General features: G+C 41.9%; 15 protein-coding genes. 2 read left to right on the forward strand and 13 right to left on the reverse strand.

The features are described from left to right. Nucleotides 1-100 precede the first annotated feature (100 nt). Together AAB400_03155 and AAB400_03160 are read right to left on the reverse strand one after the other, a co-directional pair. Entirely contained in the window at nucleotides 101-508 is a 408-nt protein-coding gene (locus AAB400_03155) for a DoxX family protein (GenBank protein MEK7648891.1), read from the reverse strand. An 18-nt stretch (nucleotides 509-526) separates the two neighbouring features. Next, nucleotides 527-976 carry a hypothetical protein gene (locus AAB400_03160; GenBank protein MEK7648892.1) on the reverse strand — a complete coding sequence of 150 codons (450 nt, stop codon included), beginning with the start codon at nucleotides 974-976 and terminating at the stop codon, nucleotides 527-529. A 69-nt stretch (nucleotides 977-1,045) separates the two neighbouring features. On the opposite strand from AAB400_03160, the gene AAB400_03165 reads away from it, so the two are divergent. Further along, the gene (locus AAB400_03165) at nucleotides 1,046-1,684 is read left to right on the forward strand and encodes a hypothetical protein (protein MEK7648893.1); all 639 of its coding nucleotides are present in this window, start codon (nucleotides 1,046-1,048) and stop codon (nucleotides 1,682-1,684) included. Nucleotides 1,685-1,716: 32 nt separating this feature from the next. Here AAB400_03165 and AAB400_03170 read toward each other — a convergent pair whose 3' ends face one another. The 4 genes from AAB400_03170 to AAB400_03185 form a co-directional block, all read right to left on the reverse strand. Next, a complete protein-coding gene (locus AAB400_03170) occupies nucleotides 1,717-2,508 on the reverse strand; it encodes an ABC transporter permease (protein MEK7648894.1) in 792 nt (263 codons plus the stop codon). After that, nucleotides 2,486-3,430, reverse strand: coding sequence for an ABC transporter ATP-binding protein (locus tag AAB400_03175; protein MEK7648895.1), 945 nt, complete (start codon nucleotides 3,428-3,430; stop codon nucleotides 2,486-2,488). The genes AAB400_03170 and AAB400_03175 overlap by 23 nt, the downstream gene beginning before the upstream one ends. Before the next feature lie 79 nt (nucleotides 3,431-3,509). Beyond that, nucleotides 3,510-3,767, reverse strand: a complete 258-nt coding sequence (locus tag AAB400_03180) for a hypothetical protein (protein MEK7648896.1) — start codon at nucleotides 3,765-3,767, stop codon at nucleotides 3,510-3,512. 14 nt (nucleotides 3,768-3,781) lie between these two features. Then, the gene (locus AAB400_03185) at nucleotides 3,782-4,132 is read right to left on the reverse strand and encodes a hypothetical protein (GenBank protein ID MEK7648897.1); all 351 of its coding nucleotides are present in this window, start codon (nucleotides 4,130-4,132) and stop codon (nucleotides 3,782-3,784) included. Between the two features lie 164 nt (nucleotides 4,133-4,296). Between AAB400_03185 and AAB400_03190 the strand changes: the two genes are divergently transcribed. Then, nucleotides 4,297-4,749, forward strand: coding sequence for an NUDIX hydrolase (locus AAB400_03190; GenBank protein MEK7648898.1), 453 nt, complete (start codon nucleotides 4,297-4,299; stop codon nucleotides 4,747-4,749). Here AAB400_03190 and AAB400_03195 read toward each other — a convergent pair. From AAB400_03195 to AAB400_03225, 7 genes are all read right to left on the reverse strand, one after another. Next, nucleotides 4,746-7,220 carry a hypothetical protein gene (locus AAB400_03195; GenBank protein ID MEK7648899.1) on the reverse strand — a complete coding sequence of 825 codons (2,475 nt, stop codon included), beginning with the start codon at nucleotides 7,218-7,220 and terminating at the stop codon, nucleotides 4,746-4,748. The genes AAB400_03190 and AAB400_03195 overlap by 4 nt on opposite strands. 58 nt (nucleotides 7,221-7,278) lie before the next feature. Then, on the reverse strand, nucleotides 7,279-9,189 hold the full coding sequence (locus AAB400_03200; protein MEK7648900.1) for a hypothetical protein: 1,911 nt from the start codon (nucleotides 9,187-9,189) through the stop codon (nucleotides 7,279-7,281). 21 nt (nucleotides 9,190-9,210) lie between these two features. Beyond that, entirely contained in the window at nucleotides 9,211-10,008 is a 798-nt protein-coding gene (locus AAB400_03205; protein MEK7648901.1) for a hypothetical protein, read from the reverse strand. A gap of 16 nt (nucleotides 10,009-10,024) precedes the next feature. Continuing rightward, nucleotides 10,025-10,564, reverse strand: a complete 540-nt coding sequence (locus AAB400_03210) for a hypothetical protein (protein MEK7648902.1) — start codon at nucleotides 10,562-10,564, stop codon at nucleotides 10,025-10,027. 37 nt (nucleotides 10,565-10,601) lie between these two features. After that, complete coding sequence (locus tag AAB400_03215) at nucleotides 10,602-11,978, reverse strand: divalent metal cation transporter (protein ID MEK7648903.1); 1,377 nt, start codon at nucleotides 11,976-11,978, stop codon at nucleotides 10,602-10,604. A gap of 50 nt (nucleotides 11,979-12,028) precedes the next feature. Then, a complete protein-coding gene (locus tag AAB400_03220) occupies nucleotides 12,029-13,654 on the reverse strand; it encodes an RlpA-like double-psi beta-barrel domain-containing protein (GenBank protein MEK7648904.1) in 1,626 nt (541 codons plus the stop codon). Between the two features lie 179 nt (nucleotides 13,655-13,833). Next, a complete protein-coding gene (locus tag AAB400_03225) occupies nucleotides 13,834-14,286 on the reverse strand; it encodes a pyridoxamine 5'-phosphate oxidase family protein (GenBank protein ID MEK7648905.1) in 453 nt (150 codons plus the stop codon). Between the last annotated feature and the right edge of the window lie 67 nt (nucleotides 14,287-14,353).

Below are 14,353 nucleotides of genomic sequence, written 5' to 3' on the forward strand. Positions count from 1 at the left end.
AGTGTAGTTTGCAGAATCTGTGAATAGTCACACAATATAAAGCGTCAGAAATTAAAAAACTCGCCCTAGTGGGACGATCTTTTCTGGTAAAAAGTCAACCCTAGATCCCAAATACGTTCCAATCAATTGAATAGATTCCTGCGCCCATAATAAAGATAAGGAATGCGGATGTAAACAGGACCAAATCAAATTCCCATCCATTGTCGCCACTGAATCCCTTTTTCCAAACTTTGATTTTAAAATATAATGCACCAAGCATTACAGCCATAATACATAGCGCTGCGATTTTGGTGAACGCGCCAATAAGCATGCCAATGCCGCTGAGAATCTCCACAACCGCAAGCGTTCTCCAAAGTGCAAGCCATGCAATGCTAAGTTTTGCATTGTGGTGCATTTTCCAGTAATGCAATTTTTGATCGCCATGAAACAAAAATACAGCAGCCAATGCAATGCGAGCTACGAACAATGCAGTATCTTGTAAATCTGCTAATTGGAAAAGTTCAAACATAAAGTGAAATATAAAAAGTTATCGTTTCTGATTTTTACGTCCATACAATTCATAGCCGCCAACAACCAGACTTGCGGCAATGAGTACAATGTTTTTGATAACAAACTCCCCTTCAAATGTAAGAAGGAATGGATTGCTGCCAAAAAACATCGGAGGATACAACAAAAGAGCAATAAAAATGCCAAGCATTTGAAGCCAAAGCAACAACAATGCAACGCGTAAACCCCGATGAGCCATTAGTAAAATACCGATAAGACACTCCCATATGCCAAGAACCGCCATAAAAGCGCTCTGAGGCAGAAACCAATACGTTGCTGCAATGATTGGCGCCGCAGGACTTGCATTCATTACTTTAAGAAGGCCAAACCAGATGAAGACGATTGCAAGCGCATAGCGTAAAAGAGGAATGCCCCACTGATGCATTTCCGTAATAAACAGAGAATCAATTTTTTGGAATGTCGGTTTCATTATGGTTAGTATAGCATACTTGACTTTTTCTACTAAACCTGTCATTATTGATCTTACCGTACACTAACAATGAGTATTCGATCAGCGCGTACATCAAGACTTCCACTGACTGACGAACGTTTTTTTGAAATACGAGAGAAAGCCACAGAGCTCTTACAGACTTCTTATGCGAGTAAACTAGAGGTCTTTCCAAAAGAGATTGATGAAATACCTCCATACATACGCAAGTTCGCATCTGAACTTAGTATACAAGAGGATGAATTTCTTGCATTCCTCATGCATGCAGGACTCCTCTACGCACTGGAACTTAGGAGGCATTATACAATCGTTGCAATGGATCATTTGGATATTTCTGACGTCCTTAATCAAGTTTCTGCGTCATCAGACCATGGAAACATTCTTCTATTCAATTTGGATACAAGCAGCATCAAGGCACTTGTTGATAAGCACGCTTCAGGAGCTGGCATTGATGCCTCCATCCTCGCATCTGCTCTCACGGGATTTATCTGCCTTGTCTCTGAACTTCTTATTGAGTTCCATAATAAAAGTGCGATTAATATTACGCTTGTTGAGCAAACCAAGCCGTCAATAGCACCTTACCTTGATCTGGTAAAGCGACTTCGGAAGTTTTCGGAAAGATTGGGACCATGGATTGATTCCGATGGAAATGTCTGCTTCAACGTTGGATCACTCATACTTATGATCTAGCCCACCGACCCTCTATAAAGGGTCTTTTTTTATTAGCTTTCATTTCGTGCGAATTGTCCGGTTTCTTGCGCACGCAAAAGAAGATATTTAAAAATCAAAAGAGAGCAAATGAAATAGAGGATATTAAGCATAAGTGCCGGCACTTGCCAATTCAGGGCAGGATTACCCATCAAAAGCGTTTCTCGTGCACCCTCAAAAACATACGTGATCGGAAAGAGAAATGCAAAACTATGGAACGGTTCGGGGATGATACTCATAGGATAGTACACCCCACAGAGAGGCTGGAAGATAAAAATAAGCGCCCATCCAAGCGCTTGGACACGAGTTCCAAAACGAAAAACACAACCCAATAGAACAAGCCCTACAGACCATGAGAAGAGAAGAAGATTAATAAATATCATCACCAGCGCCAAAGGACCCATACTAAACATATTGAATTTAAAAAGAGCTCCGGCGAGTGGAATAAGAACCAAAAATACACCACCTGAAGTAAGTATCCCTTGTGCCATCTGTGCAAGAAGAAACTCCGTAAGTGAAAGAGGTGATACAAACATATTCCCTAAGTTACGGGACCAGACATTCCAAAATGCTGATACCGTCATCGAATATTGGCTAATGCGCATAACCTCCCAAAGCATTGCTCCAAGAATTAGGTACTGTCCTGTCTGAGTCGCAATACTTCCAAGTGTTGCTTGAGATATGTACCCAAACACAACCACACCGATAAATGCAAAAAATGGAATATCCATAATGACCTCAAGGGATCGCCTGGTAATATGCCACTGCTGTATGAGTACGCCTCTAATTCTTTGGGGTGAAATCATAGGTGCCTCGTGCTATTTGCATAAATACATCATCGAGTGTAGGTTTTTCGATGGAAATATCTTCAACGGCAATCTGTGCTTTACTTAATTTTGCCAGAATAGCAGGAATTTCTTTTTGTTTAACTTCAGCGCAGATGGTATGTGTGAAGGGAAAGGTGACCTGCTTTGAGTATGAGTGCATGAGTGTTTCGATTTTCTTTTTCTCTCCACCGAAGGTGATTTGAAGCCGTGCGTATTCTATCTTTTGCGTTAAATTAAGCGGTGTATCATGGGCAGCTATAACACCGTGATCAAGAAAGATCACTTCATCGCAAATGCGCGTGACTTCGGCCATGTCATGACTTGTATACAAGATAGAGATTTTCCGTTCGTCTCGCATTCGTTCAATAAGTGAAAGTAATTTATCGGCAATATCCGGGTCGAGTGAAGCAGTTGGCTCATCAAAGAGAAGAAGTTCAGGATCGTTAAGCAATGCTTTGACAATATTCACTCTTGTTTGTTGACCCTTAGAAAGATCCCAGTATTTCATCTTTACGAGATTGGTTATTTCCAAAAGTTCTGTAAGTTCAGCTATTTTACTTCGGGCATTTTTTACACAATATAAATCAGCAAATACCAATAGATTTTCCATAACAGATATGCGACCCTGAAGCGTATTGAACGAAGACGCAAAGTTGATGCGCGCCAAGCATGCCTGTTTTGCTTTGCTAAAATCCATGCCAAAATATTCAATGCGCCCTCCGTTTGACTGGGTAATACCAAGGAGAATCTGAATTGTCGTTGTCTTGCCTGCCCCGTTTGGTCCTAAGAGTCCCACAATACCTCCTTGCGGAACGGCAAAAGTAATAGTATCAACGGCTTTATAGGTGCCGTAGATTTTCGTGAGATTGGTTACACTAAGAGCGCTTATACTTTTTGTCATAATAAAAAAATGATACCACAAATGAAAACATACAAAAAGCTAGCATCACTAACGCGACTCTACTTGAGTATTCTATGATCTATTTTTTACTTACGTAATTCCAAAGCAAAGCAAATAGATAACCGACAACGTATCCCTTTACGAGCGCAATGAGAACAAGGGCAATTGCATACATCAGATTAAATGATGCGATCTGATGATTGGGAACAATCATGTGAAGCATGAAGATGAAATCAACAAGTCCCTGTGCCAACCCAAGTGCTACAAGTAGTGACCAAAAAACATGGAGCCCTCCAACAAGAATTCCCAGTGTAAGTCCTGTTTTTTGTGGATTCATAAAAAAGGTATTGATTATACAGCTTGCGGAAACGGCTCAAGCTTTGTTATGCGGTTTGCGTCTGCCTTTGTTAAGAGATTTCTCTCTACCATAATCTCGACAAGCGTAAATAATTTGCGGTCTTCGCCTCGCAGAAGCACAACAAGATCCCCTTTAAGTTCCATATTTTGCTTAGCGATATAATCAATAAGGTCCGAACGAAGCCTTCCAAGATCTTCCTTGGTGGCAAAGGCCTTAAGATCTTCCTTGGTTGCCATGTCCTTAATATCCTCTTTGGTTGCCATTCTCTGTGAGATATCATCAAAGCATGCCTTCACTATAAGAGCGAGTTCATCAATAGTCATTTGTTGTGGTTGTTGATTCATAGTTTAATCAATTAAGATAACTAAATTTTAGCATGTATTTGCTATCAAACAAATACTGGAGTGCATTTTCCACTTTTCACCACTTATTTTGACAACTGAAGAAATGACACTTTTCCTTATGGTTGTATTGTTTTTTATAGATTGAGTGGTATAGTACCCATACTATGCCATTGAAAGCATCACCCTACAGAGCATTTGTGTGGTTTTTTACACGGCCCAAACTTCAAGGTACGTCTTGTATTTTGCGATGTGGCAATGAAGTATTGCTTGTTGACTACAAATATGGCAGTGGATGGAATTTTCCAACAGGGCTCATTCAAATAGAAAACGAAAGTCCACAAGACGCTGCTCACCGTGAGCTCAGAACTGAATTTTCCATTCGGACAAAGATGCTACAATACATCGGATACGTCTTTTGTAGATTCCAATGCCGCAGGGATCGTATTTTTTGTTTCGTTGTTGAGTTGAATAGTAAAGACGTGGATATCAACAATAAAGATATTCGAGGAATACAATGGGTTTCTATTCCAGAACTCGAGAACATCACAATATCCCCTTTTTCAAAGGAAATTATTGCTCGCTGGTTCAAAAAGCAACGCCAAACTATTACCACCTAGTTCAGTGGAGTTGTTGTTGCACTACTTGAACCTGTTGACGTGGTTGTATTCTGCTGTGCTGGCTGGGTAGTCGAAGTTGAGCTTCCGGTGCCCGTACTTGTACTTTGCTGCGCAGGTTGAGTAGCTGATGTACTCGTTGTTGTTGCCGGTTTAAGCGTAAAGCGTTGCAAATAAATCGGAAGGCTCGTTACTTTTCTGGATACACCATATTTAGTTGAGTACTCAAGCGCCCAAACCAATCGCAATTGGTCATCTTCACCGGTAAGCTTTGCTTCCAATAAAACATCTGCATAAATATTAGCAACAACACTCGCGCCTGGCGCAATAGTATACGAGTTTACTCCAAAACCTATCTGACTGCCTGGAGCAGTAAATGGTGTAACATGGGTGATTCCAACATGCTTTCCATCAATAAAGTACTTGATATTATTAAATGCCTTACCAAGTCCTTCAGTTCCGTCACTGTCACTTATGGTCGGCTCTTCGATACTGACACTTTCACTAAATCCATTTACGATGACGAATGAACCAATGAGCTGCTGTATTTCACCGCGGACAAGTGTAGGGGATCCAACAGCAGCATTCGTCTTTACACTCAAAAAGGCTGCGGGCAATTGGACAGGTGGTTGTGCGTATCCTGCTTTTTGCTCATACCCTGCTTTTTGTTCTGCCTGAGTAATCACCGGCAACTGAGGTGGTTGAACAACTTCAACGACGACTGATTTGCGCATTGATCGTTCATCATTTTTGCAATCAAAATAATAGGTTGTTGTTTTATCCGGAGCAAAAACATCTGAACCGCTCAACTCCTTTGTGCCAGTCCAGCCGCCGGATGCCGTACACATGTTAGCATTCCGTACATCCCAAAATGCCGTTACTGTTTTGCCTAATGCAATCACTGATTTCTGAGGATAGAAATCGAGCCAAATACTCCCTGTTTTCTTTGCCTTAGCAATGGCAACAGAGACAGATGCCTCTTTGCCGCTTTCATTATTTTTGCAGGTAAGCTTATAATCCGTTTCTTCTTGCGGACGTACATACTCAGAACCATCGACGGAACGGTCGCCGCTCCATCCGCCGGACGCACTACACTGTGTTGCGTTCTTAGTCTTCCATGTCAGGAGAATTGATTCACCCGGTGATTTAAAAGAATAGCGTGAAGGATAGAGCGTCAAACTTACCGGAGCATTATCTGGTTCAAGTACTTCAACAACAAAGGACTTACGCTTTGAAGTCTCATCATTCTTGCAGTCAAGGTAGTAGGTTGTCGTTTTGTCAGGTGAAAATGTTTCCGAGCCTTCTAAATCACGAGTTCCCGTCCAACCACCGGATGCCGTGCAGCTTCTTGCATTATGCACATTCCACGTTACGGTTGTCGATTTGCCAGCTTTGATATTTGCCCGTGCCGGTTGCATGCTCATGGAAATATCTCCCTTCATTTTCTTTTTTGACAGATTTACCGATACCGAATTTTCAACTCCTGTTTCTGACGTGCATGTCAGTTTATAACTTGTATCCTCTGTTGGGCGCACATGTTCCGTGCCTTCAACGGGTCTATCTCCACTCCAGCCACCGGATGCAACACAGCTCTTGGCGCTCTTTGCTTTCCATGTCAGAACAATTGGATCGCCAGGTTTTGCAAAATAGTAGGTGGAGGGATACAGTGAAATACTCAACGGTAATGGTGGTGCTTCATACTGTTGATAATACGGTGCTTGCATGGTGCCATAGCCAGATTTCATTTCCGGAGGAGGCATATATGGCTGATATGGCACGGGATATGCTTGAATTGGAATAGGTAAGGGTTGCGATAAATCATACGGAAATGAATAACTGTACCCCGGTTTCATTTCGGTACTAGCTTGATCAACTATAACATTTGCGGAGAGATCTGCTGTAAATGTACGCTGATCATTCCAGCATCGAAGGAAATACGTGGTCGTAGTATCAGGCGCGATAACTTCACTACCGCTATTTCGCTTCATACCTTCCCATGCATCTGGACCATACCCGCGGCACGCTACTGCATCTTTTGCGCGCCATTGTAGCGTAACAGTAGCACCATCAGTAATTTTTGCCTTGTTTGTTTTGAATGTAACGCCGGGAACTTTCTTTTTCCCAGGTTTCTTTTTTATCACTTGGACTTTCTGGGTTTGTTCATCGGTACTGAAGCCCTCATCATCAAAGCATTCGAGGGAATATTCTGTTTTTTTCTTTTTTGGATATACCACCACTGACCCTGATGTCTTTTGCCTACCCGACCATGCACCCGATGCTACACAATAGGTGGCATCAGATGCCTCCCATTCCAGTACAACACGCTCGCCTTTTACAATCGTCCGGGGAGTTGCGACAAATACCAAATCCAAATCTTCGTCTTCTTCCGCAAATGATGGCGCAGGTGTGCCACTCAAAACTAAGGCAGTAATTGTTAAAAATATAACATGAAAACGCATTAAACGCCTATCCATAGGATTAATGGATATGAATAAATTATTGTCTATAGTATAGGTGTTAAAAAGAGCTCTGTCAAAGCCTATAAACAGTTATCGACGGACTTATCAATATTTTTGATCCTCCAAGTCCTTCTACTTCCCTTTCAATTCCCCTCTGTCGATACCAATATGAATGCACTACCAAATAGAGTGGGCGATCTTGAATGACCTTTTTAAGATTGTGAATGATTTCTTCGTTTACCTCGCCATACAGAAAATAGTTGCTATAGGGATACAGAGACTCAATGGGTGAAATTGCATAGGTATGCATTTTATCACTCAAAGCATTCTTAAATGTTTTCTCAAATCCCAGTACTCTCAATCCAACTGCTGCAAAGAGTTGATCGCTTGCCACTACATATTCTCCTCCTTTTTCGATATCCTCTATAAATCGAACTGCTTCAAAATCATCAGCAGATGCATTCCATCCAGCCCTTGGTTTAAATTCATTGACTTGGGGATACATAAGGTAGAGCGAGAGTGCCGCAGAGATTGATAGAATACTAATACTTAATACACGAACAATGCCATTATTCAAAATCTGCTTCAAAATCATCGGCAGGGGAAACGAAATAAGCAGTGGGAAAAAGATAGCGGGGATAATGCGATAGAGGCGCGCTGCAAACTCTCCCTGCTCATTTACTACAATTCCTGGCAGGGTAATATACATCGAGAGGCCAAATGCAGCTATCGCTAGTCCAATGGCAAGAGAACTGCTCGGAATGTGAAGGTGTGTTTTTTTTGAATATACAATACTGCATACTATACCGATTACGAAGAAAGTGGCTTTTATGAAATATTCATAGTAATTAATAATACTGCTACCAAGTGAGGCCATACCTACTGAGCGCGGAAATGCTAAGATCGATTTTATTTTTTCAAATGCCGAAGAAAGAGTTCTGGATTCAAAGAGAGTCATGCCATGCATGAAACGATAGATAGCAAATAGAGTTACAAGCGCAACTCCAATACATGCACCGACGCCAAAAAGTAATGCAATTCTGTGCCTTTGGACGACTTTCCACGTATGGAGCGAGAGTGCGAGAGTAGAGATCACAAGCGGAACGCCAATAAGGGGGTGAATTGCCATCGCCGCCAATGAAATGCACCAAAGAATAATTTTGCTAAACACATGCTGCTGCCAGATCGGGGCAAGAAATATCCACCAAAGCAATAAAATCACTGTGAGATTATGAGGAACGGTAAATGTAAGCTCTGTAAGTGGATAGAGTGTAAATAAAACTATTGCAATGTGTGCGCGCCGAACAGAACAACCATACCCGCGTACAAGACCAAAAAAAATAATAAACGGCAAGGTAGCTACTACAAGAATTGGTACAAGAAAACGGTCTATGATATCTATAGGAATTGCTGTAAGAAAACTCAATGCACTGACAATGCCATATTGTCCGATATACAGGGGTTGTAGTGGAGTAATTACCCCATGAAGCTTAATATACTCTTCTGCAGTTTGATGAATGAGCGGATCATATCCAAAACCATAGGGAAAGGCGATTAACGCAATGCCGTAGATGGTAAAAAAATGCACACTCATTGCTACCCACTGGATCCTGCTTACCACAGATGCTCTTAGAGCAGTTTGTACTAGACAAAAAAATGAAATAGCAACGCATACAAACATCCACCAGGGTACAAGCGACCATGGTGTTTGGAGTGGCGCATTGGTACGTGCATTCCACAGTGCAAACAAAAAAATGCAATCAAAAAGTATGGCACTAGAAGGAAGTAGGTATGCCAATACATGTATCTTCTTGTCAGTAAGGGGCTGTTTTTCTGATACAGGAAATGACCGTTGTGCTGCAAAGGCAATCAATATACTGCCAAGGAGTACTACAAAGGAAGATAGTAGAGTTATACCCACGGTAAGATAGGCGATCGAAGAAAGTATAACAAATACGCTGAAAGCAAAAATACCTATGAGCATTCTGCTATGTATGCCCATGCATCAATTCCTTTCCCGCACACACCATGTACCGACCTGACGTCCCTTCATGCCCTCACAATCCTTTCGAGTACGATCGGAATTATAAAGCGGCGTAGAGCATGCATGCGCAAATATACCCTCGACATTATGACAGGAAAAAGGTTCTTGGCATGGCGTTGTACATTGTACATACCATGGTTCTTCTGGCGTCGTTTGTGGTGCCTGTGGAGAAAGCGATTCTTGCTTTTGTGCAGCTGGCGCTTGAACAGGTTCTTTTGTGCTCGATTGATCCTCGCTAAGAAGTTCTTTTATGAGCGTAATATTTTCTTTTAACTCCTTTGGTGCCATTGATTCCTTCTTGCATTTTGTATGAGATTTGTCAACGGAGCTCCCAAGCGGACAGACGCATTTCTTTCCATTCACTTTTGCTCCAAGTGGACAACGGTCATCTGTTGTATTTCCTATGTTCAGCACAAGCTCCGTGATATCACGTTTTGTGGAAATTGCTTCGCATATATTTTTATCACGATTTGGAACCTCTTTTTTGCATACCTTCTGACCTATAGAAGCGGCTTCTCGTACAGATTGAGAGGGGTGAGCGGCGCATTTTTCGGCGCATTTTTTCAGTTTAGTGTAATCTTTAATAAAGGGTTTATTATAACGGCAATTCAATACGCACTGTAATCGAATATGCCCCATAAGCGTCCCTTTATACGTACTAGCCGATCCGGACTTTGCTGCAATTACCGGCATACTTGCAGCGCACAGCAAACCAATAAGTGAGCCCACTAAGACAAAGAAAAATAAAAACCTTTTCATATTTCTATGTACTATCTTATTCTTCTGGTTTCCCATCCTTTCTTTCGCTTCGGCGTTTTTCAGAAAGTTTCAATCCTATATAACCACTTCGATAGTGTTCGCGCTGAGCTTCGATTCTTAGGGCGAGTACATGATAAAACATCGGCTTTTTCGTAATATCTGCCTTTGTCGCATCGTTCATCATTACAGCGACCTGTTCAAATCCATAGGTATTGATAAGCGACCGGTATTCCTGTTCCTGTCTTTTCTTTCGTGCAGGAGGCACTTGGTCGACGAGTGAATGGAGAAGCTTCATGACTGTGGCGTAGTGATCAATGTCTAGCCCGGCTTTTTTCAACATCGCCATTTCATATCCTCGGATTTCTTCGGGAGGTGTTTGAGTAATCATTTCTTGCCGCTCTGCCTCAAGCTTGTCCATAATCGCACGCCCTTTGAGCGAAATCCCTTTTCTCTCGTCAGTTCTAAATAGAGATTCATTTAACGCCGGATCGTCTTGATTTTGATTTGACTGATCTGATTGCCCCTTTCTACCCGGAAACCCTATTATTTTACCCATATATGCGTATTGATTAAATAATTAATGCAATGCACCTTTACAAAAATAGTGATGCAATCGTCGCAACACCTGCAAGCGCCATAAGGATCGTAACAAACCATCCACAAAACTTTGTTATAGGGCCACTCACCCATTTACCCATGATTTTTCTGTTTGAGCTCATAGAAACAATGAGAACAAGAACAAGAGGGGCAACCAGTCCATTGGCGACAGCAGAATAAATCAGAGCCTTCATTGGGTTGATGCCTATGAAATTCAAAAGGAAGCCGATTGCCATGGAGATGATCAGGATTCCATAAAAAGCATGAGCGTTATGAAGTTTATTGTAAAGCCCATTCTTCCATCGAAATGTCTCGGCGACTGCATAGGACGCAGACCCCGCCAATACCGGCACAGCCAAAAGACCGGTGCTCACGATACCAAGTGTGAAAAGAAGATATGATGCATCACCTGCAAATGGGCGCAGAGCTTCAGCAGCTTGCGCTGCAGTAGCAATATCATGTATGCCATTGGCATAGAGTGTTCCTGCAGACGCGACGATAATAAAGAACATGATGAGATTTGAAAGAAACATTCCAGACCACACATCAATACGCATCTTTTTGATATCTTCCACGCTCGCGCCCCGACGCTCCCTTATCGTTGTTTTTCCTTCCAACACTTGCTCCTCAACCTCTTGTGAAGTCTGCCAGAAAAAAAGATAGGGAGATATTGTTGTGCCTAGGATTGCACAAATGAGAATAATTTGATCTTGTGAAAAAGCAATCGATGGAGTCAGGGTATGAAACGTGATGGCTTGCCAATCGAGACCTTTAATCATGATTGTCGAAATGATATATGCAACAAGCGTCAGTGCGAGATACTTCAAATATTTGGCATAACGCGCATAAGTAGAGAAGATTTGAAGAAAGAGACTCACCAACGCGAAAATAATAATGAGTGCTGCAAAATTCGCTCCGGGAAAAAGAAGCTTCATAGATTCTGCCATAGCACCAAGGTCCGCCCCGAGATTAAATGTATTTGCAGCAAAAAGGAGGATAGTGCATATATAGAGTACGGTGCGCGGATAGTGTGTGCGGATATTTGCCGCAAGACCCTTGCCTGTTACAATCCCAATACGTGCGCACATTTCCTGAACTACTGCCATAAAAGGGAAGGTGAATCCTGCAAGCCAGAGCAGCTGTGGACCATACTGTGCTCCAGTCTGGGAATAGGTCGCAATACCCGCAGGATCATCGTCGGATGCGCCAGTCGTCAATCCTGGCCCAAGAGTGCGCCAAAAGCCCCGTGCTTCTTGCATAGGCTTTTTACTTGCAATATCATGAACTACCAACTCGGATAACTCAACAGTTTTTTCGAGTATAATTGCCGGCGCTTCAATAGTTTTTTTTAAAATCGATTTAGTTTTCGGCATGGTTCAAATAAATAATTGCTCATGCTTAGTATATCATGAAAAGAATGTATTTACTGTTGCAACTCCTTTTTCTCATTCAGTGCTTCAAGCGCTACTGTATGAAGTTTGGCTGAAACTTTTTGTTCGCCAAACCGCAAAAGCTCACGAATCTCTGCTGTATTTTCACTCTTTGTCTTATCTCCAAGCGCTACAGCAATAATTTGTCCTGATTTTCCTTGGATACTCGTCATCAAGCAATACCCTGCTTCGTGAAGGTATCCTGTTTTGGATCCTGTCACTGCAAGGTTTGAAGTCACAAGCTGATTGGAATTTTTTAGTACATGTTTTTGCTTGGTATTGATTGTTGAAAATGCATAGCGTTTCATAGTGCTTGCTTTTTGAATAATCGGATCACGAAGCGCTACAAGCGCCAGCAATGCATAGTCGTGTGCAGAGCTTACATTATTTGGCGAAAGGCCGGTAGGTTCATTGAAATGCACAGAAAGAAAACCGCGATCATGAGCAAAGCTGTTCATTTTTTGTATAAACTCGTCGCGGGGCAAGCCACTTACCCGCACCAGAGATTCAACAGCATTATTTGCAGATCCGACAAGTGCTGAATACAGGAGATCTTCAACGGTCAACGTATCCCCTTCTTTGAGTTTGAGTGTTGCTGCTTCGTAGGGGTAGTCAACGAGTTTGTAGGTTACTATTTCATCATCTACATGATATGGTACAACGTCATTGAGGTTTGGATTTGAATCAAGAAATACACGAATGGCAATGATCTTTGAAAGACTTGCTATCGGAAGCGGAGTTTCTGCATTTTTTTCATATAATACATTTCCAGTTCCCTCATCCAACACTACGGCAGCTTTTGATGTGATGTGCGGATAGGTGACTGCGTCTTCATGTGAAATGCCAAGCGCTTTCCCATCCTGTAGTGCAATGAAAAGCGGTTCAATTCTCACCGGTATAATCCCAGCTCCGAGAGGAGCGATTTTTTGAAACGCGCTTTTTTCCAAATCCACAACGCGTTCGGGATGGAGCAATCTGTCAGGGCCATAATCATTAATAGTCACATCAACACGCTTGTCATTTAGGGTATTGTATACGCGTATTTTTGATCCTTTGGGAAAATCGGGCGAAGCCGCAAAGAGTCCTTTTTTGTGAGCATACCAACTCGCCTTACCTTCAGCGAGCACATCAGGATAGGCAAAGAGAGCGATACGGGCATAGGGCAAATGAATCAGCGATCTTGCAAGTGCGGTATTTGTTAATACTGTTGTGGGTAAAGCGCGCCATGTTGATTTCGTCTTATCGTAAAAAAAGACTTGCTTAAGACGCGATGTTTCTTCTGTAGCTTTCAATTCAATGATAAATGGCTTAGTTGCGTCGTAAGCACTCTTATTCAGAAATTCAAAATCATAAATCGGACTGATCCGCTGAAGACCCAGGGGCATTTCCATCTCCGGAATAACAGTAGCTCGAATAGTTGTTTCACTGGAAAGGATTCCAGGAATAAGAGAAAGTTTCAATCCTTCTTCAAAGGCAGTTACTGTATACCCTTTTGCAATCGTAGCCGCATCAAGACGGATAGAAAATTCTGCATAATCAGAGGATACTTCGGCATAGCCCAGAGAAACTCCAAAGAAAAGGAAAGCGCAAATACTCAAACTGGCAGATAAATACTTCATAATGTAAATCATTGCACTATGATATCATACGACGATCTTTGCGCAAAATAAAAAGTCACCAGACATATCTAGTGACGCGAGATTCTCTCTATTAGAGTAAGTCCCGCGGACGTTTAGCTTTTACAAACACTTCTTTTGTTTTTCCTGTTTCGAATTTTGGTATGTCTTCCATAATTGTGTTAAAACGTAAATTCTTTGCTTCCGTCCTCGCCATAGAGCTCATCATCCCAATATTTCATATAGCTTGGTTCAATTATCCAAATTGACGAACCGCGCTTATTAGTGTGGATCCAATCAAGTGTGATCTTTTCTGCAAATTCAGGAAAGTTTGCGTTATGTAGACGTACACCGACGTCTATTTCTTCCTCATTCTGAGCAAGTCGACACTGTCCCAAACCCTGAATGGCTTTCCTGTTTTTGTGATTTGATCTGTCAAACCATACGATAGAGAAGGCGATATGGGAATTTTGCTGTATGTGACTACTGTGTCTCGTATTCTTTCCTGAGACAAAATATAGTTTAAAATTTGCATCAACACCGTAATACACGTTTGCGACCCATGGCTCACCATTTTCACAGGTAGCAATAATCACCAATTTTTGTGATTGTAGGAATTCAAGTAGCTTTTTCATGTTGATCGTATTACTGATGACTTAATTTTACTTTATTTGCGAGGTAAAGCAAATAACTGAAGAAACG

Source organism: Patescibacteria group bacterium, assembly GCA_038065255.1.
In the GTDB taxonomy this organism is placed as follows: domain Bacteria; phylum Patescibacteriota; class Patescibacteriia; order JACQRZ01; family JACQRZ01; genus JBBTRI01.